General features: G+C 54.0%; 18 protein-coding genes. 15 read left to right on the plus strand and 3 right to left on the minus strand.

Annotated elements, in window-relative coordinates; genetic code table 11:
- Nucleotides 1-182: 182 nt before the first annotated feature.
- From ICT70_RS12555 to lhgO, 6 genes are all read left to right on the plus strand, one after another.
- Nucleotides 183-893, plus strand: coding sequence for a 1-acylglycerol-3-phosphate O-acyltransferase (locus tag ICT70_RS12555; protein WP_191157159.1), 711 nt, complete (start codon nt 183-185; stop codon nt 891-893).
- On the plus strand, nt 877-2,565 hold the full coding sequence (locus ICT70_RS12560; protein WP_191157161.1) for a ribonuclease J: 1,689 nt from the start codon (nt 877-879) through the stop codon (nt 2,563-2,565). Before ICT70_RS12555 ends, ICT70_RS12560 begins: the two co-directional genes overlap by 17 nt.
- Before the next feature lies 1 nt (nt 2,566).
- The gene (locus tag ICT70_RS12565; protein ID WP_191157164.1) at nt 2,567-4,846 is read left to right on the plus strand and encodes a DNA translocase FtsK; all 2,280 of its coding nucleotides are present in this window, start codon (nt 2,567-2,569) and stop codon (nt 4,844-4,846) included.
- A gap of 117 nt (nt 4,847-4,963) precedes the next feature.
- Nucleotides 4,964-6,028, plus strand: coding sequence for a type IV toxin-antitoxin system AbiEi family antitoxin (locus tag ICT70_RS12570; RefSeq protein WP_191157166.1), 1,065 nt, complete (start codon nt 4,964-4,966; stop codon nt 6,026-6,028).
- A 14-nt stretch (nt 6,029-6,042) separates the two neighbouring features.
- Nucleotides 6,043-6,528 carry a RuvC family protein gene (locus tag ICT70_RS12575; protein WP_224747034.1) on the plus strand — a complete coding sequence of 162 codons (486 nt, stop codon included), beginning with the start codon at nt 6,043-6,045 and terminating at the stop codon, nt 6,526-6,528.
- Nucleotides 6,529-6,533: 5 nt separating this feature from the next.
- Complete coding sequence (gene lhgO, locus ICT70_RS12580) at nt 6,534-7,730, plus strand: L-2-hydroxyglutarate oxidase (RefSeq protein WP_191157170.1); 1,197 nt, start codon at nt 6,534-6,536, stop codon at nt 7,728-7,730.
- Nucleotides 7,731-7,784: 54 nt separating this feature from the next.
- On the opposite strand, the gene ICT70_RS12585 is transcribed toward lhgO, so the two are convergent.
- A complete protein-coding gene (locus ICT70_RS12585; RefSeq protein WP_191157172.1) occupies nt 7,785-10,223 on the minus strand; it encodes an AAA family ATPase in 2,439 nt (812 codons plus the stop codon).
- A complete protein-coding gene (locus tag ICT70_RS12590) occupies nt 10,223-11,470 on the minus strand; it encodes a metallophosphoesterase family protein (RefSeq protein ID WP_191157174.1) in 1,248 nt (415 codons plus the stop codon). Before ICT70_RS12590 ends, ICT70_RS12585 begins: the two co-directional genes overlap by 1 nt.
- A 260-nt stretch (nt 11,471-11,730) precedes the next feature.
- Here ICT70_RS12590 and ICT70_RS12595 point away from each other — a divergent pair, with 260 nt between their 5' ends.
- Complete coding sequence (locus ICT70_RS12595; RefSeq protein WP_191157176.1) at nt 11,731-12,222, plus strand: cytochrome C; 492 nt, start codon at nt 11,731-11,733, stop codon at nt 12,220-12,222.
- A gap of 134 nt (nt 12,223-12,356) precedes the next feature.
- Here the strand turns inward: ICT70_RS12595 and yjgA are convergent, their stop codons facing one another.
- Nucleotides 12,357-12,854, minus strand: coding sequence for a ribosome biogenesis factor YjgA (gene yjgA / locus ICT70_RS12600; RefSeq protein WP_191157178.1), 498 nt, complete (start codon nt 12,852-12,854; stop codon nt 12,357-12,359).
- Nucleotides 12,855-13,009: 155 nt separating this feature from the next.
- Here yjgA and ICT70_RS12605 point away from each other — a divergent pair, with 155 nt between their 5' ends.
- The 8 genes from ICT70_RS12605 to ICT70_RS12640 all read left to right on the plus strand — a co-directional run bounded on the left by ICT70_RS12605 (nt 13,010) and on the right by ICT70_RS12640 (nt 22,766).
- Complete coding sequence (locus tag ICT70_RS12605; RefSeq protein ID WP_191157180.1) at nt 13,010-13,576, plus strand: HDIG domain-containing metalloprotein; 567 nt, start codon at nt 13,010-13,012, stop codon at nt 13,574-13,576.
- A gap of 21 nt (nt 13,577-13,597) precedes the next feature.
- On the plus strand, nt 13,598-14,353 hold the full coding sequence (gene larB / locus ICT70_RS12610) for a nickel pincer cofactor biosynthesis protein LarB (protein ID WP_191157182.1): 756 nt from the start codon (nt 13,598-13,600) through the stop codon (nt 14,351-14,353).
- 192 nt (nt 14,354-14,545) lie between these two features.
- Nucleotides 14,546-16,096, plus strand: a complete 1,551-nt coding sequence (locus ICT70_RS12615; protein WP_191157185.1) for a type I restriction-modification system subunit M — start codon at nt 14,546-14,548, stop codon at nt 16,094-16,096.
- 85 nt (nt 16,097-16,181) lie between these two features.
- On the plus strand, nt 16,182-16,466 hold the full coding sequence (locus ICT70_RS12620; protein WP_224747035.1) for a KilA-N domain-containing protein: 285 nt from the start codon (nt 16,182-16,184) through the stop codon (nt 16,464-16,466).
- Between the two features lies 1 nt (nt 16,467).
- Nucleotides 16,468-17,508, plus strand: coding sequence for a PDDEXK nuclease domain-containing protein (locus tag ICT70_RS12625; RefSeq protein WP_191157187.1), 1,041 nt, complete (start codon nt 16,468-16,470; stop codon nt 17,506-17,508).
- Entirely contained in the window at nt 17,505-18,707 is a 1,203-nt protein-coding gene (locus tag ICT70_RS12630; RefSeq protein WP_191157188.1) for a restriction endonuclease subunit S, read from the plus strand. Before ICT70_RS12625 ends, ICT70_RS12630 begins: the two co-directional genes overlap by 4 nt.
- Nucleotides 18,708-19,353: 646 nt before the next feature.
- Complete coding sequence (locus tag ICT70_RS14955) at nt 19,354-19,665, plus strand: transposase (RefSeq protein ID WP_224747036.1); 312 nt, start codon at nt 19,354-19,356, stop codon at nt 19,663-19,665.
- Between the two features lie 2 nt (nt 19,666-19,667).
- Nucleotides 19,668-22,766 carry a type I restriction endonuclease subunit R gene (locus ICT70_RS12640; RefSeq protein ID WP_191157190.1) on the plus strand — a complete coding sequence of 1,033 codons (3,099 nt, stop codon included), beginning with the start codon at nt 19,668-19,670 and terminating at the stop codon, nt 22,764-22,766.
- The last annotated feature ends 40 nt before the right edge of the window (nt 22,767-22,806 follow it).

The raw sequence follows: 22,806 nt of genomic DNA on the forward strand, positions 1-22,806 counted from the left end.
GGGCAGTGTTAGGGTTTGACGATTTTTTGATGAGACTGGTGACTTCACGCTATAACGCGCCGGCGCGTCGGTTGACCGGTTTATCGCTGGTAACCGGCTGCATGAGAAAAGTTTGACGCTGATACAGCTGTGACAGTAGAATGATCTGCTTTTGTTTTTATACAGGAAGGGGTTATTAACAGGTGCTACGCACACTATTTTTTTATCTGGTTTTCTACCCCTGGACAGTGATTGCCCTGAGCATTGGCGTCTGCCTGTCCCTGTTCGGCCAGAATGTTGTTCACCGCTGGGGGATCCTGTGGGGACGCAGCTGTCTGTGGCTGGCGGGATTAAAGCTCAAGGTAACAGGAAGCGAAAACCTCACAGGTGATGGGCCGGCAATTTACGTCAGCAATCACCAGAGCAATTTTGACATCCCCTTGCTCTACGCCGGCCTGCCGATCCAGTTCCGCTGGATGGCCAAACAGGAACTATTCAACATCCCGCTCTTTGGACTGGCAATGAAAAGTAGTGGTTATATCCCGATTGACCGTTCCAATCGTAAAGAGGCGATGCGCAGCCTGACAGCGGCGGCCAGGCGGATTCGCGACGGGGTCTCCGTCATCATCTTTCCGGAAGGAACCCGCAGCGCTGACGGCACCCTGCAACCGTTCAAAAAAGGCGCACTGCTGTTGGCCGCCAAAGCCGGGGTACCGATTGTGCCCATGGCCATCCACGGCAGCCATCAGGTGCAGCCAAAGGGAAGTCTGCGTATCAACCCGACCCCACTGCTGCTGACCATTATGCCCCCGATTACTACTACCGGATTGAAGATGTCACACATCGATGAACTGACCGATCAGGTCCACGAGCGGATCGCCCGCTGTCTGGAAAGCCATGACCAACCCTGTTGAACGTACCAGTGAAGACGTCCGCCTGCTCCCCTTTGGCGGTTTTGGCGAAATCGGCATGAATCTGCTTGGCATCGAAACGCAGGGTAAAATTCTGCTGATCGATTGCGGATTGATGTTTCCTGAAGCGTACATGTTCGGCATCGACCTGGTGTTGCCGGACATCAGCGCCCTGGAGGAACGCAGTGCCGACATCATCGCCCTGATCCTGACCCATGGCCACGAAGACCACATCGGCGCCCTGCCCTTTTTATGGCAACGCCTCGGCTCTCCGGCGGTGTATGGCACCGGTCTGACCCTGGGATTGCTGCAGCGCAAGCTAAAAGAGCATGACCTCGACCAACGGGTTGAGCTGATTGAAATGATCCCACGCCGGCAGATTGATCTTTCACCCTTTGTGGTTGAACCTTACCGGGCCGCTCACTCCATCGTTGATGGCGTTGGGCTGGCGATCAGAACTCCGGCGGGGTTGATTGTCCACAGCGGCGACTTCAAGGTTGATCCAACCCCGGTCGACGGCAAAAACACCGATCTTGCCCGTCTGGCGGAATTTGGCGAGGAGGGCGTTCTGCTGCTGCTGGCTGATTCCACCAATGTCGAGAACGAAGGCTATACCCTGTCGGAAGGCACCGTCGGTAAGGTGCTGGAAGAAATCATCCCCCGTTGTCCGCAACGGGTTATCCTCTCGACCTTTTCCTCTAACATCCACCGGATCCAGCAGGTCGCCGATGCGGCCAGGCTGGCCGGGCGCAAACTGCTGATCAACGGGCGCAGCATGGTTGGCAATATCGCCGTTGCCCGCCAGCTCGGCTACCTCACGATCCCCAATGAGCAATTTGTCGAGCTGCGCGATCTGCCCCATCTGCCGCCGGAAGAGGTGCTGATTATCACCACCGGCAGCCAGGGGGAGCCATTAAGTGCCTTGATGCGCATGGCCCTGGGGGATCACAAACAGATCCACATCGAACCGGGGGATACGGTCATCCTCTCCTCTAAATTTATCCCCGGCAATGAGAAGGCCATCAGCGACCTGATCAATCATCTCTACCGCCGTGGGGCTGAAGTCATTTACGAAAAAACCAGTGAAATCCATGTCTCCGGACACGCCAGTCGGGAAGAATTGAAGCTCTTGCAAAGCCTGGTCAAGCCGCGCTATTTCGTTCCGCTGCACGGCGAATACCGCCACCTGGTCAAGCACCGCCAACTAGCTATGGAGATGGGGGTGGCAGCGGAAAACACCCTGGTCCTCGAAAACGGTCACGAGTTGATCATCAACGCCAGCGAACTCCGCCGTGGCAAACGGTTTGAAAGCGGCCGGGTGTTTGTCGACGGCAAGGGGGTCGGCGACGTCGGGGTCATGGAACTGCGCGATCGCCGCCATCTGGCCAACCATGGCCTGGTGATCCTGATGCTGGCGATTAACCAGTCAACCGGTACAATCATCCAGGGTCCGGACATTTTTTCCAAAGGTTTTATCCCCGAAGAGTCTAACGATGGTGAAGCCTTGCTGGCAGAGGCCCGACAACGCGTCTGCGATCTGCTTAATGAACACAGCCTGGCCATGGTCGGTGACTGGGAGGAACTGCGGGTCGAAGTCCGCAAGGTACTGCGCCGTTTTTTCAACCGCACCATCGCCCGGCGTCCACTGATTCTGCCGGTCATTCTGGAACTCTGATATGAACGATAGAGAAACAACCGCTTTGACCGAGAACCGAATGCGTAAGGAGATCCTCGGCCTGGTGTGGCTGGCCTTAGGGATTTTTCTGTTGATCTGCCTGCTCAGTTACAGCAATGACGATCCTTCGTTCAATAACAACCTGCATCCGGAGCAGGTACAGAATCTGATCGGCGTCTTTGGTGCCCACCTGGCCGACCTGATGTACCAGACCTTTGGCCTGACCGCTTTGTTATGGCCGCTGGGCTGTCTGCATCTGGCGTGGCGCTGGCTCAAATTGAATGATATCCATTTTCGTATCACTCGCCTGATCGCTTTTCTGCTGATGCAGATCACCTTAGGGGCCTTGCTCGCCCTGCGTTTCAACAGTGTCCCGCTGTTTGGCCAGCGAATCGATGAAGCCGGCGGCACCCTGGGGCGGATACTGGTGCAGATATTGACCCACTATCTCAATGTCGGTGGTGCGGCAATTGTGCTGATTGTTTTTTTCCTGGTGGCGCTGATCCTCTCGACCCGTTTTTCCTTTGTGCTGTTTATTGACGGCTTTCTCGATCGCTGGGGACGTCGGCTGGAGATGCGCCGGGAAGCACGGCGCGCACGCAGGGAACTGACAAATAAAAACCGCCAACAACGTGAGGAGAAAGGGCCGGCCATCATCACCAATGAGCCGAAAAACCTGACCCCATTGGCGCCGGGCAAAAAATCCAAAAAAAGAGTAGACGATAAAGAAGACCCTCAGGTCGCTTTTTCTTTTTTGGAAGCCAGTGGCGACTACCGCATGCCATCGGCCTCCCTGCTTGAGCACGATGGTGCTCCGGCCAAACCGATTGATCGCAACAGCCTGACCATGGCCGCGCGGATGCTGGAGAAAAAACTTCTCGATTTCGGGGTCGAAGGGGATGTGGTTGAGGTCAAACCGGGACCGGTGGTCACCATGTACGAATTCTCCCCGGCGCCCGGCGTCAAGGTCAACAAGATCTCCAACCTCCAGGACGACCTGGCGATGGCGCTTCAGGCGGTCTCCATCCGGATCGTCGCCCCGATTCCGGGCCGGGGCGTCGTCGGGATCGAAATCCCCAACAAGGACCGCGAAACCGTTTATCTTAAGGAAATCATCGACTCTGAAGCCTTCAACAAGCACGGTGGCAAGCTCCCCATGGCGCTGGGTAAGGATATCTTCGGCCAGGTGGTGGTATCCGATCTGTCACGCATGCCCCACCTGCTGGTCGCCGGTTCCACCGGTAGCGGCAAGTCGGTTTCCATCAATACCATGATCCTGTCCCTGCTCTACCGTGCCGCCCCTGAGGATGTCCGGCTGATTATGATCGACCCGAAAATGCTGGAATTGTCGATCTATGAAGGCATCCCCCATCTGCTCCTGCCGGTGGTGACCAACCCGAAAAAAGCCGCCTTGGCCCTGAACTGGGCGGTGCGCGAGATGGAACGTCGGTACCAGCTGATGGCGGCCAAAGGGGTCCGCAATATCGATGGCTACAACCGTAAGCTCATCAAGGAGGCCAAGGATGCGGAAAGCCGCGGTCCCGAGCCGGAGCCGCAACTGGACCCCAACGAGCTGATGGACGAGCTGCCCCCCATCACCGCAGAAATCCCGCCGGAGGAGCTGGAACACGGCCACCTCCCCTATATCGTCGTGATTGTTGATGAGCTGGCCGATTTGATGATGGTCGCCGGGCGCGACATCGAAGAATCCATCGCCCGTCTGGCGCAGATGGCGCGCGCAGCCGGGATCCATCTGATTCTCGCCACCCAGCGCCCGAGCGTCGATGTTATCACCGGTCTGATCAAGGCCAACTTTCCAACCCGGATTTCGTTCAAGGTGTTTTCCCGTATCGACTCGCGCACCATCCTCGATTCCATGGGCGCTGAAGCCCTCCTCGGTATGGGCGATATGCTCTTTCTCCCCCCCGGGGTCGGTTACCTGCAACGGGTCCACGGCGCCTTTGTTTCCGAACTGGAGGTGCAGCGCGTGGTAGAATTTCTCTCGCGCCAGGGCAAGCCCGAATATGACAAATCGATCCTCACCACCCCGCCGGCTGCCAGCGAGCAGGCCGGCGAAGAGGACTACGACGACCTCTGGGATGATGCCCTTAAAATCGTCAGCGACACGCGTCAGGCTTCCATCTCCATGATTCAACGGCGTTTACGCGTCGGCTATAACCGCGCCGCCCGCATGATTGAAAAAATGGAGCAGGAAGGCATCGTCGGCCCCTCCGACGGCAGCGGCAAGCCCCGCGAGGTTCTCATCAGCAAGATCGAGTAGGGGCACGGCGCGCCCTGCCCCAGGTGCTCCGCCTTGACAGGGCAACGCATTTCTGCCAACTTCACAGACAATGAACAAAAGACTATAGTGAACGGCATTCATCAGTATGAGGTTTCTATGCCACGCAAACCCCGCCTGGAAGACGATCAAATCATCTATAACAGCATGCAGGCCATCCGCGGTATCCCCCAGGCCAAAATCGAATTCATGATGCAGAAAATCGGTGGGCCCTTCGCTGGAGCGTTCCGTCTGTCCGGCCCCTGGGGTGAGCGCTACTACTATATCAAGGTGGTACCACGCTTGACCGCCGATATCGCTGATCTGGTCATCCATCAACTCAAAACCTCGCCGGCGCCACAGAATGCCGCACCGCTACTGGTCAGCAATTACATTTCCGCCAACCTGGCGGCAAAACTGCGCAAGAGCAAGATCGAGCACGCCGATTGTGCCGGCAATGTCTATCTTGACCAGATGCCATTATACATCGATATCAGTGGCCGCAAGCATACGCCCAAACCGCCGACCGTCGATCGCCTGTTTCGTGCCAGCGGCTTGAAGCTGATCTATCTGTTACTGCGCAACCGCAAAGCAGTCAACGCTACCTACCGGGCCCTGGCCGATGATGCCGGCATCGCTCTGGGAGCCATCGGCAGCCTGTTTGGCGAATTGGAAAAACGCGGCAACTTAATCCTGGACGAACAGGGTAAACGGCAACTGACTGCCGTCGAGGAGTTGTTACAACGCTGGCAGCTGGGTTACATCGAAACCCTGCGCCCGCGCCTGTTCCTGCAACGCTGCCGACTGGCTGCCGGTGACACGCCGGTCAGTCTGGCCCAACGGCTGAAACAGCTGAACGTCAGTTCGCAGATATTCATTGGCGGCGAGTTAGGTGCCGCTCTGATGACCCGGGGGTTTCAACCGCAATCGGCGGTGCTCTATCTGGAACCGGAGCAACAGCTCAAAACCATGCTGCAACTGCATCTGTCCGCCGACCCAGAGGGCGAAGTTACCCTGCTACAGACCTTTGGGCGCCAGTGCCGTTGGACCGGATTGCAACCGGAGGGACTGACCCTGGCCGACCCCTTGTTGACCTTTGCTGAACTCAATGATTGGTGCGATGATCAGCTGGCCATCCGGCTCTATCAGCAATATCTGACCCCGCGCTTTAACGATGACAAATGATCGAGAAGCGACCTGTGTCCTCTACCGATCGGCCGGCCCCGCATCTACTGGCCGTTGATGTCGGCCTGCACACTGGGCTTGCGCTATACCGTCACGACAGCCGGCTGCTGTGGTATCGTTCCCACCATCTGGCGGACCAGCAGAAACTGAAACGCCTGATCGCCACATTATTGCGCAGCACCCCCCTGCCTACCCATATTTATCTGGAAGGCGGCGGCCCTCTGGCCGAACTCTGGCAACGCGAAGCCCTCAAACTGGAGTGCGTTTTTGTCCAATTGGATGCCGGCCAATGGCGCAAACAACTCTTTTATGACCGGCAGCATCCAAGCGGTCGCGTCGCCAAACAGCAGGCACTGAAAATGGCGATTGAGGTTATCAACCGGTTAAGTCACAAAAAACCAACGGCACTGCGGCACGATACCGCTGAGGCGATTCTGATCGGGCTCTATGGATTACTTGATCTGGGCTGGCTTACCCACTGGCCCCCGAAAAAGGAGTAACATTGATGGCACAATATGATTTTATTGTTATTGGTGGTGGCATTATCGGTCTGGCCACCGCCCGCCAGTTGCAGCAGGATCATCCTGGGAGCACAATCGCGGTTCTGGAAAAAGAATCCCGGCTGGCCCTCCATCAGACCGGGCGCAACAGCGGCGTTATCCATGCCGGGGTCTATTACACGCCGGGCAGCCTCAAAGCAAAGTTCTGTCGTGAAGGAAACCTGGCCACCAAGGAATTCTGCCGCGAACATAAGATCCCTTTTCGTGAAACCGGCAAGCTCTTGGTGGCGACGACGCATGCCGAACTGGGGCGGATGCAGGACCTGCTCGAACGCTGCCGCCAGAACGATATTCCCACTGAGGTGCTCAATCAGCAGCAGTTGCAGGAGAAGGAACCCAATGTCGTCGGCCTGGGGGCAACCTGGGTGCCGTCAACCGGGATCGTCGACTATGCCCGGATCACTCACCAGCTGGCAGCACTGTTTACCTCGGCCGGGGGGGAGATTCACACCAACTGCCAGGTGATCGGCATCAGGGAGAATCAAGGTGTGGAGATCACATCCAGCATCGGTCGTTTTTCCGCCCAATTTGTCGTGGGTTGCGCTGGTCTGCACTCCGACCGTCTGATCCGCATGCTGGGCAAGGAGCCGGAGTTTCGGATTTTGCCGTTTCGTGGCGAATACTTCCAACTGCCGGTCGATAAACGCCGGATCGTCAGCCATCCGATCTACCCGATCCCCAATCCGGAATTGCCCTTCTTAGGCATTCACCTAACCCCGATGAGCGACGGCTCCCTCACTGTCGGCCCTAACGCCACCCTGGCGTTGGCCCGCGAAGGCTACAGCCGCTGGTCAATGAACCTGCGCGACCTGATCGACATGTTCAGCTACGCTGGGCTCTACCGCCTGATTGGGACATATCCCGGGCCAACCCTGAGCGAGCTGAAAAATTCCCTCTATCGCCCCGGCTACCTCAAACTGGCTCAGCGCTACTGTCCGCAGATTGAGCTCAAAGATCTCTGCCCCTACCCGTCGGGGGTTCGCGCCCAGGCGGTTCGCGCCGACGGCAAAACCCTCGATGATTTTCTCTTTGTCAAAGGAGAGCACAGTCTGATTGTCGGCAACGCTCCGTCCCCCGCGGCGACCTCGGCCCTGCCCATCGCTCGTCACATCTGCGAGCAGGTTAAAGAACTGCTTGGCTGACAGTGACACGCCCCGGACAACAGCAGGCGGGAGGAGAAGAACGATCTGGAAGGATTAGGTCAGGGGAATAATCTGATCGGTAATTTCGGTAAAAGCGACATCATGGCTGATCAAAAACAACTGATCGTACCAGTGTTCGGTGACCTCTTCCTTACCGACATCAATAGCCCTGAAGGCGTGGGCCAGGTTTTCCCGGCGGGTGACATCGAGGTTGGACGTTGGTTCGTCAAAGAAAGCAATACGGGCGCCGATCGTCTGCAACATGGCCAAACGCAGAGCCACCACGGCACTCATGATCTGACCGCCCGAGAGCTGATCATCGGCTCGTTCACGCAGATCATCATCGACCATATCGCGTAGCACAATCTGATAGTTGTCACCCCAGGCCAGCTCCTCATCGACTTCGGAGATGATTCGATAGATTCGATTGGCGCGCTGGCTGATTTCCTCCCGGAAGCGTTCAGAGAGGTGCCCGGAGACATTCCGAAACACCCGGTTACGCAGGAATTTGACCAGTTCATCCTTCTCCTTATAGGTTGTAATCTGACCCCGTTTGGCGGTGATTTCCCCTTCAATGTTCCTGAGCTTGTCGACCTCAACGGCAAGACGAGCGACATCTACGACCAGTCCCTTTATCTTCTGGCCGAGGGCGCTGACCCCACCCCAGAGGGTCTCTTTCTGCCGGCGCAGCCTTTCATGTTCGGCGGCATCATACTCCCTAACCGCCTCACTGAAGGCCGTTTCTTTTGCCGCCAGATCATCCTGCAACTGCTTGAGATGCTTGGTGAATTTTTCCAGATCAGTCCGGCGATGAGCCAGCTCATGCGCCTGCTGCTGATTGGCCAGATAACGATCACGATCTTCCTGGTAGTGTGCCTTGTTTTTCTCGGCCTCTTCAATATCTGATTGTAACCGGCGGTAGGTATCCAACACCTTTTGTTTTTCATCGAGTTGCTGCTGCGCGGCGGTTTGTTCCTGTTGCCATCCCGCCAGACTTGCAGCCTTGAGCTCGTTTACTGTGCGACGTTCCGCCAGCTTGACCAGCTGCGAATCCAGCCCTTCCAGTCTGACCGCAACCGCCTTGAGCTGATCGTTGGCATCACTGGCCGTCTTCTCTTCCCGTTCGAGCCTGAGAACGTCGTCCTGAAGACTTTGGCGCTCCTGGTCAAGTCGAGAGAACTTGGCTGAGAACAGATCGGCTGGAGGGCTTGTGGCGATATTGAGACAGGGCTCCTGGAAGAAAGGGCATACCCCCTCAGCAAGTTTTTCGCTCCCCTCCTCCAGTGCCACCCGGCGTCCTTCGAGTAGCCCAAGCTGCTTGCGCACCCCTTCGAGGTTCACCTGGATGGCAGGCAGTCGCTGCGCCAGGGCCTTTTGCTGATCATCGAGGGACAGCGCCTTCCGGCTTGCGGTCAGCGCCTGTTCTTCGGCAGCCAGTTCTTCGCGAGTTCGTTGGGTCGTAAGGGTCTCAATCTTTAACCGTTCGGTTAACCTGGCAAGCTGGTTTTTGAGATCAGCGGCTTCGTGTTCCTGTTGCCGCTGAATCTTGACCTTCTCCCGCAGTTCATTCAGCTGCTTCTCGACCTGTTCGTAGGCTTTTTTGCCGGGGGTGGTCTCTGCGATGATCTTGTGAGCTTTTTCCGCCTCGTCGACCAACAGCTTCTGCTTGCCGATCATCTCGTTACCGTTACTGATCCGTTCCTTGAGGTTTTCGACCTCTTTTTCAAGCCCCTTGATATCCTTTTCACGCTGATCCACCGTAAGGAGAACCCCTTCAAGGTCGTTGAGCTGTTGCTGCTGCAACGCCAGTTCCTGCTCGGCCTGCACCAGATCCTGCTGCGCCGCTTGATGTTCCTCCCTTTTTGCCGGCAGCTCAGCCACCTGGCTTTGAAGCGGGGCGATAGCGCTTTCCAGGGCCTCCACCCTGGCGTTGATGGCACTGGTCAAGGCCTTGGTCTCGTTGAAGGTCTTACGCCAGGTATCAATGCCGAGAATCTCGTCAAACTTGTCACGCCGCCGGGAGGGCTGTTTGATGACAAAAGGACCAAGGAAGTCGTGCTGGAATGGGCCGATCACCAGTTCAAACTGTTCTGCCAGCGACCGGACCGATCTCAGCTCCAACAACTCCTTGAGGCGCCCTTCAGTCTCTTTACTGTCTTTGTGTTCCTCCACTTCAAAAACGCCTCCGACCTCTTTGGCCAGGAGCCACTTAGACGGCGCACCGACGGTGCGGCTGACACGATAGCGTTCGGCAGCCGCGCTTTGAAAGACAACGGCAATTTCTCCCCGCCTGGCCCCGATGGTCACAAAGCGCTCGACATTGCCGACAAAGCTTTGCGCATCGACCCCGAAAAGGGTATAACCGATCGCTTCAAAGATGGTGCTTTTGCCCACCCCATTGGGACCGGAAAGGACGTTGATACCGGAGGAGAAGGTCAGCTCGGTGTCGCGGTGCGACTTGATATTTTTAAGATGGATGGAGAGAATCTGCATCAGTTGCCCTCCGGATCAAGCAGGGCCAGCAATTCATCACCGTCGACATCACCTTTCTGCACCGCATTCTTCAGGGCGATGGCGAGCCTAATCAGCTCTTCCTCACGCCCCTGGTATTCGCTGCCGGACGTGATCAGACCATGCAGAACCTCCTGTTCGATCTCTTCCAAGCTTTTATTGACTCCGTTCACCTCGTCGGAGCTGCTGACGAGGGAGAGATGGTTCTTGATCTCGACATGCAATGGGGCGACCAATTCTTCCAGCACCAATTTTAACCGTTCACGCCCCAACTCAAAGGGATGAAACCCGACGCGACCCACCAGCTTTAACTCGAGCAGCGGTTGACGTTCATCACCGGAATGGTTAACCCTGGCGACAATCTGTTCGCAGACCCCGGCGAGGGCCTGATTAACATTCTCCGCTCCGCCCAGATCAATCGTTTCAACCAGCATCGGGCGCGGCGAGGTGTTTCTGAAGGTGGGGATAAACTCGCCGTTCTCGAACGAGACATGGTAGTACCCCTTAGGGTACTTCTCTTCACCAAAATTGACACGTTCAGGAGATCCGGGATTAAAGGCGTATGGCTTGCCCCCTGCAGTTTCGATGACATAGGGCTTGTGACCGTGACCGAGGGCGACATAGCCGAACCTTTCGGCCAGAGGAAGAGCCTCTTCCAGTTTCATGTTACCGATCTCGACCGGGGAATATTTCCAGATGCCGACATGGAAAAGCAGCAGGTTGTTCACGGTAGTAACCGCAGTGCAGATCCGCTCCACATGATGACCGGCCTGGGCACCGATATAGCCAAGACCATAAATATTGACCCCGTCAATCTCGATATGCCCGCCCATACCGGTCGTTTCATCGAAGGGATCGAAACGGTAGGCGCCATCAGCGGTGCGCGCAGGCCGCAGCAGCTTGATGTAGCCCATCTGCGACAAGGCTTCCATCCACGAAATATTATCGCGGCGGTGAATCCAGTCGTGGTTACCTTCGATGGCGATACAGGGGATGCCGGCATCCTTAAGGGGCTGAAGGGTTTCAATGGTGCGGGCAAAGGTTTTCGGCAGAATCTGACCGACATGGAACAGATCGCCACCAATCACCAGCGCATCGACCTGCTCGGTGATGGTGTCGGCACAAATACCCGCCAAACAGGCAAAGAAGTCGTCGTAACGTACACTCTCAGCGGGAGAATTTCGGTAACTTTTCCCCAGGTGAATATCGGATGTGTGGATAAATTTCATGGTACCTGCAGCGTGGTAAGAGGGGATCCTCATCAGAAAGGCAGGGTATCATCTGCCCGCTACTGGTGCAATTCATTGCTGAACGCGCACACTTGAAAGTCCTTTCTAACCAAACAACGATTTAATACAAGGACTGCGGTTAGATCTTGCGATCGTGAAAGGATTTTTCATTAAAACTTGATCTTGCGTAAAAAACCCGTTATTCTACGTACAATTATTTTATTGAAGTTCATTTTTATCAACTGAAAAGGAGAGAATGCATGTTGAAAAGAAAAATTTTGCTGTTGGCTACCGTTGCGAGTTTTATCACCCTGGGCTTTTCCGGTCTTGTTATCGCCGCCGGTCACGGCTCAGCCCCCACCTGGAGAAACGCCATTGCGCCCATGGTAGAGGCAAAATGTGCCATGTGCCATGGGGACCATGCTCCCGAGGTCAACGAATGGAACCTGCTCGGTGAGGAACGCAAAACCACTGCCCCGCGCATGAACACCTACCCCCATTTCATGAGCTTTGTCGTCTGGCCGGAAACCGGCGCCATGATGAGACGCCTTGACGATGGCAGCGCATCCGGCGGCAAACCCGGCAATATGTATCAATACTTAGGCAGCAATGATGAGGAACGCGCCAAAAACCTGCAGACCATCAAAACATGGATGGGTGAAGGTGCCTGGAATCTGAATCGCTTTAATGCCAGGGGCGACACTCCGGGAATCAGCAAGGAACAACTGGCCAAGATTAAAGCTCCCTACTAACCAACAAAGCAATTGCCTGACCTGCGTCAGACCGACCTAGATCAACATTAATACATAAACAACAGCCACCCTGATGTTAACGGTGGCTGTTGTTTATAGGCAAAAAAACCATATAGCCGGCAATTAAATACTGATCAGGCCATCCCTTCCCGCAGCCGCTTGAAAATGTCGCGATAAGCGCGCTTGTCACCATGCTGATGAACGGAGTGTGCCAGGCGCCTGATGGTTTTCACATCAAGATGCGGTGCTCGATCCTGCAGCTCCAAAAAAGCCTGATCAAACTGCTGTGGATCACAAAGACGATCACGCATCTGTTCTAAAGAATGAAACTGCTTTTTGTCGCTGCGATCAACCTGATCCATCCCCTCCAGCTGTACCCTTAGGGATTCAACGGCATCGGGATCTTCCCGCAACAACCCCGCCAGATATTTCAATTGCCGTTTGTGTGATCCGCGGCCGCCGGTCTGGCGCACCGTCTGGGCTTCGGCAACAATCTCAGTGGGCAGGTCAATGCGTCCGAAGCGATTATCCGACAACTCACACAGCTGCCCGGCCAGCTCGGCAATCTGCTGTGCCTGCTGTTTCTTCTTGGTTCTGCTCAAGGGCAGATCGTCGTTAACAGCCATCATCATTTAATTTCCCGTTCACAGTAAAAGGCATTTCCGGCAAACTACTGCGCGTCCCAAGCACAAGTCAACGCTTGTTGCGAGCATGCTGGTTGTTTTGGCAACACTGAAGAGTTTTTGCTATGATGTCCTGCCGATATCACTAATATGGAGCCCAAAAAATGGATTATGGTATTTCCCGCGCACGCGCTCTTGACCTGCTGAAGCAATATGTCAACCAACCCAACCTGCGCAACCACAGCCTGGCCTCTGAGGCGGTGATGGGCAAACTGGCTCGCCATCTGGGCGCTGATGAAACCCTGTGGCGCCTGACCGGTCTGCTGCACGACCTGGACGCCGAACTGACCAAGGACGACATGCACCGTCATACCCATGAAACAGCCCGCATCCTGCGCGAAGAAGGGGTTACCGAAGAGATCATCGAGGCCATCTGCCTGCACAATGAACATGCTCATGAGCAACGGCGCAGCCAGCCGCTCCACCACGCCCTTGCTGCCGCAGAAACCATCACCGGCCTGATCACCGCTACCGCCCTGGTCTATCCTGACAAAAAACTGGCCGGCGTCAAACCCAAATCGGTCCGCAAACGCTTCAAGGAAAAACTCTTTGCTGCGGGAGCTAACCGGGACATCATCAGCGAGTGTGAAAAAATCGGCGTCAGCATCCCGGATTTTTGTGACTTAAGTCTCGAAGCCATGCAGGACATAGCCCCTGAGCTGGGATTGTAACCCCCGGCAGAAACTATTTCTATGAATCAGAACCAATTGACCACCCTGCTGGAGCAACTTGTTTCCGGCAATCTCAGTGTCAGCGATGCGGTCAACCAGCTTAAGCATCTGCCGTACGAAGATCTGGGCGTTGCCCGCATTGATCATCACCGCGAGTTACGCCAGGGCGTGGCCGAAATCATCCTCGGTCAGAGCAAAACCCTCGATCAGTTGAGCACTATCATCACCGCCCTGGATGATAGACAACGCAATGTTCTGGTCACCCGCCTTGATCAGCATAAAGGAGAAACCCTGACCCGGCAGTTTCCTGGCGGAGAATACGATGAACTGGCCCGCACCTTCTGCCTGGTCCATCAGCCTGCCGTCAACCAGGGGCGAGGCAAGATTCTGGTCATCTGTGCCGGCACTTCAGACCTGCCGGTAGCCCGGGAGGCGGTCATCACCGCACGCATGCTTGGTAACGACGTGGAAGAACTGGTTGATGTCGGGGTGGCCGGTATCCACCGGTTGCTGAGCTGTCAGGAACAGCTGCATCAGGCCGCAGTAGTGATTGTCGTTGCCGGAATGGAAGGGGCGCTGCCTTCGGTGGTCGGCGGCCTGGTGGCAGTACCAGTCATTGCGGTGCCGACATCGGTCGGTTACGGTGCCGCCTTTGGCGGCGTTGCCGCCCTGCTCGGCATGCTCAACTCCTGTGCCTCCGGCGTCACCGTGGTCAACATCGACAACGGCTTTGGCGCCGCCTTTGCTGCCAACCGTATTAATCGGACAAAGAGCTGATGCTTATCTCCCAGTAACTGTTGGGTATCTCTGCAGGAGCCGCTTTAACGACGATCATCGTGCCTGAAGACGACTCCTGCAGCGGTCTGATTTTTCGCCGTTAAACGTCGTAGATCCCCGACGAGATCATTCGGGGATGACGTTTTTTGGACGACAGATGAATAGTTACTGTTCAAATCAAGGAACAACACCATGACAAGCACCCAACAACGCGCCGCCCTGCAACGCCAGATCTGGTCAATCGCCAATGATGTCCGTGGCTCAGTCGATGGCTGGGATTTTAAACAATACGTGCTTGGCACCCTCTTTTACCGCTTTATCAGCGAAAATTTTGCTGACTACATCGAAGCCGATGACGACAGTATCAACTACGCCCAGCTCCCCGACAACGTCATCACCCCTGAGATCAAGGACGACGCCATCAAAACCAAGGGTTATTTCATCTACCCGAGCCAGTTGTTTGTCAATATCGTCAAACATGCTAACAACAACGACAGCTTGAACACCGATCTGGCCGCCATTTTTGCCGCCATTCAAGCTTCCGCCAACGGCTACCCGTCGGAAGGGGACATCAAAGGCCTGTTTGCCGATTTCGACACCACCAGCAACCGCCTCGGCAATACCGTAAAGGATAAAAACACCCGCCTGGCCGCCGTGCTTAAAGGCGTAGCCGGGCTGAACTTCGGTGATTTTCATGGCAGCCAGATCGACCTGTTCGGCGATGCCTACGAATTCCTCATTTCCAATTACGCCGCCAATGCCGGCAAATCCGGTGGCGAGTTTTTCACCCCGCAACATGTCTCCAGACTGATCGCCCAGCTGGCCATGCACAAGCAAACCAACGTCAACAAGATTTACGACCCCGCCTGCGGTTCCGGGTCACTGCTGCTGCAAGCGAAAAAACATTTCGACGCCCACATCATCGAAGAGGGCTTCTACGGCCAGGAGATCAACCACACCACCTACAACCTGGCGCGGATGAACATGTTTTTGCACAACATCAACTACGACAAGTTCAACATCCAGCTGGGCAACACCCTGATCGACCCGCATTTTAGTGATGAAAAACCCTTTGACGCCATCGTCTCCAATCCGCCCTACTCGGTGAAATGGATCGGCTCGGATGACCCGACCCTGATCAACGACGACCGTTTTGCCCCGGCTGGTGTCCTGGCGCCCAAATCCAAGGCCGATTTTGCCTTTGTGCTGCATGCGCTCAGCTACCTGTCCAGCAAGGGGCGCGCCGCCATCGTCTGCTTCCCCGGCATTTTCTATCGTGGCGGCGCCGAGCAGAAAATCCGCCAGTACCTGGTGGATAACAACTATGTGGAAACCGTCATCTCGCTGGCCCCCAACCTGTTTTACGGCACCACCATCGCCGTGAATATCCTGGTGCTCGCCAAACACAAAACCGACACCACCACCCAGTTCATCGACGCCAGCGGTCTGTTCAAAAAGGAAACCAACAACAATCTCCTCACCGACACCCACATCGAGCAGATCATACAGGCCTTCGACAGCAAGGCAGATACTGACCACTTTGCTCGCGCTGTGCCCTTTGAAGAGATCGCCGCCAACGACTACAACCTGTCGGTCAGCAGCTATGTCGACGCCAAAGACACCCGCGAACAGGTCAACATCACCCAGCTCAATGCCGAACTGAAAACCACCGTCGCCAGAATCGAGCAACTGCGCTCAGAAATTGACTTGATCGTGGCAGAAATCGAAGGTGAATCTGTGTGAAAACACCTAAGCGCTTATCTTTTTCTTCGGCAATTATGGCGATTTCGCCACAATTAAAATCGTGGCAACACCAAGGAGCGTGCTGATGGCCAAAAACAAAAAAATACAGGTGCAGGGCAGCGAAATATCCTTCTTTCAAATGGATCAGCAGGATTATATTTCGCTGACTGATATCGCCAAGCATAAGACGGATGACAGCAGTGCAACCATTGGCAATTGGATGCGCAACCGCAACACCATCGAGTTTCTTGGTATTTGGGAAACCTTGTACAACCCGAATTTCAAACCCCTCGAATTCGAGGGGTTTAGAAAACAGGCTGGACTGAATGCCTTTACACTGTCGCCCCAGAAAAAACTGAGAAGGACTTGAAATGGCCGATCAACCCATCGCCTTAACCCCGCGACCGGAAGGCTACAGCACCTGGCTGGCGGATCTCAAAACCCGCATTCACCAGGCTCAGCAACGTGCCACGCTGGCGGTGAATCGTGAGTTGCTGCTGCTTTACTGGCAAATTGGCAGGGATATTTTAGAGCGACAAGCTCAACAGGGCTGGGGGGCGAAAGTCATCGAACAGTTGGCACAGGATCTGCGTCAGCATTTCCCTGAGATGAAAGGCTTTTCGGCGCGTAACCTGAAATACATGCGAGCCTTTGCCGAAGCCTGGCCGGATGCTAAATTTGTGCAAGAGGTGCTTGCACAATTGCCCTGGTATCACCAACTGGCTTTGCTCGATAAGTTGAAGAGCAAGGAAATGCGCACTTGGTATGCCCAAAAAACCATAGAAAACCACTGGTCGCGCAATGTGCTGGTGATGCAGATCGAAAGCCGCCTGCATCAACGCCAAGGCAGTGCCGTCACCAACTTTGAACAACGCCTGCCCAAGGTTCAGTCTGATCTGGCGCGTGAATCCCTCAAAGATCCCTATCGCTTCGATTTTTTAAACCTGGGGCAAGAAGCCCAGGAGCGGGATATTGAAGCGGCACTGATGCGCCATGTCACTGATTTTTTACTGGAACTGGGCGCGGGTTTTGCCTTGGTGGGCAGGCAGGTGCCTTTGGAAGTGGGTGGCGATGATTTTTATCTGGATCTGCTGTTTTATCACCTGAAACTGCGCTGTTATGTAGTGATTGAACTGAAAGCAGGCGACTTTAAGCCCGAACACCTGGGGCAACTGGGCTTTTACCTTACCGCAGTGGATCGCCAGATCAAAAGCGAACACGACCATCCGACCCTGGGCCTCTTGTTGTGCAAGAGCAAAAACAAGATCGTCGCTGAATACGCCCTCAGCGACAAAAGCCAACCCATGGGCATCGCCGAATACAAACTACAGCAAGCCCTGCCTGAACAGCTGGAAACCAACTTACCCAGCATTGAACAAATCGAGCGGGAATTGCAGGGGAACGACGAATGAATGAACTGAGTTTTATGGACAAGCTGCTGGATGGCGTTGAGGTGGAGTGGAAGGCGTTAGGGGAAGTGGCAACATTGCGGCGCGGTCGTGTCATGTCAAAAGGCTATTTCATTGATAATGCAGGAGACTATCCTGTTTATAGCTCCCAAACCGCAAATAACGGAATGATTGGCAGAATTGATACGTTTGATTTTGACGGGGAGTTTATTAGCTGGACAACTGATGGTGCCAATGCCGGCACGGTCTTTTATCGAACTGGGAAATTCTCGATTACGAATGTCTGTGGATTGATAAACATCAACAATCAATCAAACTTGAATTATAAATATTTATTTTACTGGTTATCGATCGTAGCAAAAAATCACGTTTATTCTGGCATGGGTAATCCTAAACTGATGAGTCATCAGGTTGAAAAAATCCCTATCCCCATCCCCTGCCCGGATAACCCCGAAAAATCGCTGGCGATTCAGGCCGAAATCGTCCGTATTCTGGACGCATTCACCGCCATGACCACCGAGCTGACCACCGAGCTGACCACCGAGTTTAACCTGCGTAAAAAGCAATACAACCACTACCGTGACCAGTTGTTGCGTTTTGAAGAAGGGGAAGTGGAGTGGAAGACGCTGGGGGAGGTTGCCGAGTATTCAAAGACACGCATTAGTCATACTAAACTATTCGGGAGCAATTATGTTGGTGTTGAAAGTTTGTTACAGAATCGCGCCGGCAAAATAGACTCTACACGTACTCCAGATAGTGGAAATCTTACACAATACAACGTAGGTGATACCTTGATAGGGAATATACGGCCTTATCTAAAGAAAATTTGGCATGCAGATCGAATTGGCGGCACTAATGGCGATGTTCTTGTAGTTCATCCTACTGACAGTGCTCTTAATCCACGATACCTATATCAAGTTTTAGCGGATGACAAGTTCTTCGAATACAATATGCAGCATGCCAAGGGCGCCAAAATGCCGCGCGGCAATAAAGATAAAATTATGGAATATAAAATCCCTGTTCCATTCTCGGATAACCCTGAAAAGTCGCTTTCCGAACAAGCCTGCATCGTCGCCATCCTCGACAAATTCGACGCCCTAACCAACTCCATTAGCGAAGGCTTGCCCCGCGAAATTGCGTTGCGCCGGAAGCAGTACGAATTTTATCGGGATCAATTGTTGAATTTCCCCAGACCATCGTAGGGGCAGACCTATGTGTCTGCCCGAATGGGATCTGCCCGAATGGGATCTGCCCGAATGGGATCTGCCCGAATGGGGTTTGTCCGGATGGTGACGGCAATTCAAACATGGGCGAACACGCAGGTTCGCCCCTACGAAACGAAAAACGGAACATTGGGCGGGGAATCGGACGCGTGCCCACCCGAATGGTTGATTCACGAAAACGGATGAAACGGGACGACCATCGTAGGGGCAGACCTATGTGTCTGCCCGAATGGGGTTTGCCCGAATGATGAGGACAATACAAACCAGGGCGAACACGCAGGTTCGCCCCTACGATACACGATGAATAAAATGTCATTTAATCCTGAAATTCATCATCGTCGATCAATACGATTGCGTGGATATGACTATGCCCAATGTGGGGCGTATTTTGTGACCATCTCCACCCAAAATGGTGAATGTCTGTTTGGCGATATCGTCGATGGGATCATGGGTTTAAATGATGCCGGTCACATGATTGAACGATGGTATTGGGAATTGGAACAGAAATTCCCGGATATACAATGTGGCAATTTTATCTGTATGCCCAACCATGTCCATTTTATCGTAATCAACGTAGGCGCTGTAGGGGCAGACCTATGTGTCTGCCCCTACAATGTCTGCCCGAATGGTGACGGCAATTCAAACATGGGCGAACACACAGGTTCGCCCCTACGAAACGAAAAAACGGGTGAACCAGGGCGAACACGCAGGTTCGCCCCTACCACGGGTTGTGCAATGGTTTAAAACCATGACCACCAATGCGTATATTGATGGTGTCAAACATCATCATTGGCAACCCTTTCATAAACGCTTATGGCAACGCAATTATTACGAGCATATTGTGCGTAATGAGGATGACTTAAACCGCATTCAACACTACATTAACGACAATCCTCTTCGCTGGCAGCAGGTTCAATTGCACCCTGAACAAGGATGAAAATGACTGACTACAAACCCATCGCCGAAACCAACCGTTTTATCGTGCTCGAAAGGTACACGAGGGAATGGCAGGTTGCTGAAAGCTATCAGAGCGAATACGATCTGGAGCGGGAGTTTATCGCTGATCTGGAACATCAGGGTTATGAATACCTGCGCAATTTAAGCACCCCGGAAGCCCTGCTGGCCAATGTGCGCAGCCAACTGCAAACCTTGAACAAGGTGCAGTTTTCTGACGGCGAATGGCTGCGCTTTGGGGAAATCTTTCTGGACAGACCCAGTGAAGGCATCGTCGATAAAGCCCGCAAGATTCACGATGACTATATCCACGATTTCGTCTTTGACGATGGCCGTATTCAGAACATCTACCTGCTGGACAAAAAGAACCTGGCCCGCAACAAGGTACAGGTGATCAAGCAGTTCGAGCAACCCGGCAGCCAAGCCAACCGCTACGACGTCACCATCCTCGTCAACGGCCTGCCGCTGGTCCAGGTGGAACTGAAAAGGCGCGGCGTGGCCATTCGTGAGGCCTTTAATCAGGTGCATCGTTACAGTAAGGAGAGCTTCAACAGCGAGCACTCCCTGTTCAAATACCTGCAGCTGTTTGTTATCTCCAACGGCACTGATACCCGTTATTTTGCTAATACCACCCGGCGCGACAAGAACAGCTTTGACTTCACCATGCACTGGGCGCAGGCCGATAACGGCCTGATCAGGGATTTGAAGGACTTTACCGCCACCTTCTTTCAGAAAAACACCCTGCTGGAAGTGCTGCTCAAGTATTCGGTGTTTGACGTCAGCAACACCCTGCTGGTGATGCGCCCCTATCAGATTGCCGCCACCGAGCGCATTTTGTGGAAGATCAACAGCTCCCATACCGCCAAAAACTGGAGCAATCCGGAAAGCGGTGGCTATGTGTGGCACACCACCGGTTCCGGTAAAACCCTGACCAGTTTCAAGGCGGCGCGCCTGGCCACTGAGTTGGACTTTATCGACAAGGTTTTTTTTGTGGTGGATCGCAAGGATCTGGACTACCAGACCATGAAGGAGTACCAGCGCTTTTCACCTGAGAGTGTCAACGGCTCAGACTCTACCTCCGGCCTCAAACGTAATCTGGATAAGGACGACAACAAGATCCTTGTCACCACGATCCAGAAGCTTAACAACCTGATGAAGAGCGAAGGGGAGCTGCCAATTTATGCCAGACAGGTGGTGTTTATCTTTGACGAATGCCACCGCAGCCAGTTTGGTGAGGCACAGAAGAATCTGAAGAAGAAGTTCAAAAGGTTCTATCAGTTCGGTTTTACCGGCACGCCGATCTTTCCGCAGAACGCCCTGGGCGCGGAAACCACCGCCAGCGTGTTTGGCCGTGAACTGCATTCCTATGTGATCACCGATGCCATTCGCGATGAGAAGGTGCTCAAATTCAAGGTCGACTACAACGCTGTGCGCCCTCAGTTCAAGGCACTTGAAACCGAGCAGGATGTACAGAAACTGACCGCTGCGGAGAATCGCCAGGCCCTGCTGCATCCCGAACGTATCCGCGAAATATCCCAATACATTCTGAATCACTACCGGCAGAAAACCCACCGTTTGCAGCCAGGCGGCAAGGGATTTAACGCCATGTTCGCGGTCAGCAACGTGGATGCGGCAAAATGCTATTACGAAGCGCTGAACAGGCTGCAGGCTGATTGCGACAAACCGCTGAACATTGCCACCATCTTTTCCTTTGCCGCCAACGAGGAGCAGGATGCGGTTGGCGACATTGCCGATGAGAGCTTTGATGTGGCTGCCATGAACAGCAGTGCCAAGGAGTTTTTGAGCGCGGCGATTGCTGATTACAACGCCCTTTTTAAGACCAGTTTCAGCGTTGACAGCAAGGGGTTTCAAAACTACTACCGCGACCTGGCCAAACAGGTTAAAGCCAAGGAGATCGACCTGCTGATCGTGGTGGGAATGTTTTTGACAGGCTTTGACGCACCGACACTCAACACGCTGTTTGTGGACAAGAACCTGCGCTACCACGGACTGATACAAGCCTATTCACGCACCAACCGAATTTATGATGCCACCAAAACTTTTGGCAATATCATCACCTTTCGCGATCTGGAGCAGGCCACCATCGACGCCATCACCTTGTTTGGTGATAAGAACACCAAGAACGTGGTGCTGGAGAAGAGTTATAAGGAGTATCTGGAAGGCTTTACCGACATTGTCACCGGCGAAGCGCGGCGTGGTTTTATGGAGGTAGTAAGCGAGCTGGAGCAGCGTTTTCCCGACCCCTCGGTTATCGAAAAGGAGTCGGGCAAAAAAGACTTTGCAAAGCTTTTTGGCGAATACCTGCGGATTGAGAACATCCTGCAAAACTACGATGAATTTGCCGCGTTAAAAGCCCTGCAATCCGTTGACCGCAATGACCCGGAGGCGATCGAGGTCTTCAAAACGCAACATCACCTAAGCGATGATGATCTTGCCATACTGCAGGCAACCCGGATACCATCTGAGCGCAAGGTTCAGGATTACCGCTCTACCTATAACGATATCCGTGACTGGCTACGGCGTGAAAAATCAGCCAACGAGCAAGACCAGTCCACCCTCGACTGGGATGACGTGGTGTTTGAGGTGGACCTGCTCAAGTCACAGGAGATCAATCTGGATTACATCCTGGAGCTGATTTTTGAGCACAACAAGAAAAACAAGGGCAAGGCCGAATTGATTGATGAAGTACGGCGCCTGATTCGTGGCAGCCTTGGCAATCGCGCCAAGGAAAGCCTGGTAGTGGATTTTATCAACCAGGCGAATCTTGATGAGATCCCTGACAAGGCAAGCGTGATTGATGCCTTTTTCACTTTTGCCCGAGGGGAGCAACAACGTGATGCAGAGGAGCTCATTCATAGCGAACAGCTCAATGCCGATGCGGCCAGACGCTATATCGCCATCTCGTTAAAGCGGGAATTCGCCAGCGACAACGGCACCGAGCTGAACACCATTCTGCCGAAGATGAGTCCGCTCAATCCACAGTATCTGACGATGAAACAAAGCGTCTTCCAGAAAATTGCCGCCTTTGTTGAGAAGTTTAAAGGCGTAGGGGGGCAGATATGATTCCTGATGTTATGGCAGCCCTCAATTTTTAAGGATCAAC

This window comes from Pelovirga terrestris, from assembly GCF_014773365.1.
GTDB lineage: Bacteria > Desulfobacterota > Desulfuromonadia > Desulfuromonadales > Geopsychrobacteraceae > Pelovirga > Pelovirga terrestris.

Excerpts from the sequence above, each read along its gene's own strand:
- ICT70_RS12560 (WP_191157161.1), top strand. The coding sequence starts at position 877 with ATGACCAACCCTGTTGAACGTACCAGTGAAGACGTCCGCCTGCTCCCC.
- ICT70_RS12565 (WP_191157164.1), top strand. The coding sequence starts at position 2,567 with ATGAACGATAGAGAAACAACCGCTTTGACCGAGAACCGAATGCGTAAG.
- ICT70_RS12570 (WP_191157166.1), top strand. The coding sequence starts at position 4,964 with ATGCCACGCAAACCCCGCCTGGAAGACGATCAAATCATCTATAACAGC.
- lhgO (WP_191157170.1), top strand. The coding sequence starts at position 6,534 with ATGGCACAATATGATTTTATTGTTATTGGTGGTGGCATTATCGGTCTG.
- ICT70_RS12585 (WP_191157172.1), bottom strand. The coding sequence starts at position 10,223 with ATGCAGATTCTCTCCATCCATCTTAAAAATATCAAGTCGCACCGCGAC.
- ICT70_RS12590 (WP_191157174.1), bottom strand. The coding sequence starts at position 11,470 with ATGAAATTTATCCACACATCCGATATTCACCTGGGGAAAAGTTACCGA.
- ICT70_RS12595 (WP_191157176.1), top strand. The coding sequence starts at position 11,731 with ATGTTGAAAAGAAAAATTTTGCTGTTGGCTACCGTTGCGAGTTTTATC.
- yjgA (WP_191157178.1), bottom strand. The coding sequence starts at position 12,854 with ATGATGATGGCTGTTAACGACGATCTGCCCTTGAGCAGAACCAAGAAG.
- ICT70_RS12605 (WP_191157180.1), top strand. The coding sequence starts at position 13,010 with ATGGATTATGGTATTTCCCGCGCACGCGCTCTTGACCTGCTGAAGCAA.
- larB (WP_191157182.1), top strand. The coding sequence starts at position 13,598 with ATGAATCAGAACCAATTGACCACCCTGCTGGAGCAACTTGTTTCCGGC.
- ICT70_RS12615 (WP_191157185.1), top strand. The coding sequence starts at position 14,546 with ATGACAAGCACCCAACAACGCGCCGCCCTGCAACGCCAGATCTGGTCA.
- ICT70_RS12620 (WP_224747035.1), top strand. The coding sequence starts at position 16,182 with ATGGCCAAAAACAAAAAAATACAGGTGCAGGGCAGCGAAATATCCTTC.
- ICT70_RS12625 (WP_191157187.1), top strand. The coding sequence starts at position 16,468 with ATGGCCGATCAACCCATCGCCTTAACCCCGCGACCGGAAGGCTACAGC.
- ICT70_RS12630 (WP_191157188.1), top strand. The coding sequence starts at position 17,505 with ATGAATGAACTGAGTTTTATGGACAAGCTGCTGGATGGCGTTGAGGTG.
- ICT70_RS14955 (WP_224747036.1), top strand. The coding sequence starts at position 19,354 with ATGGTGACGGCAATTCAAACATGGGCGAACACACAGGTTCGCCCCTAC.
- ICT70_RS12640 (WP_191157190.1), top strand. The coding sequence starts at position 19,668 with ATGACTGACTACAAACCCATCGCCGAAACCAACCGTTTTATCGTGCTC.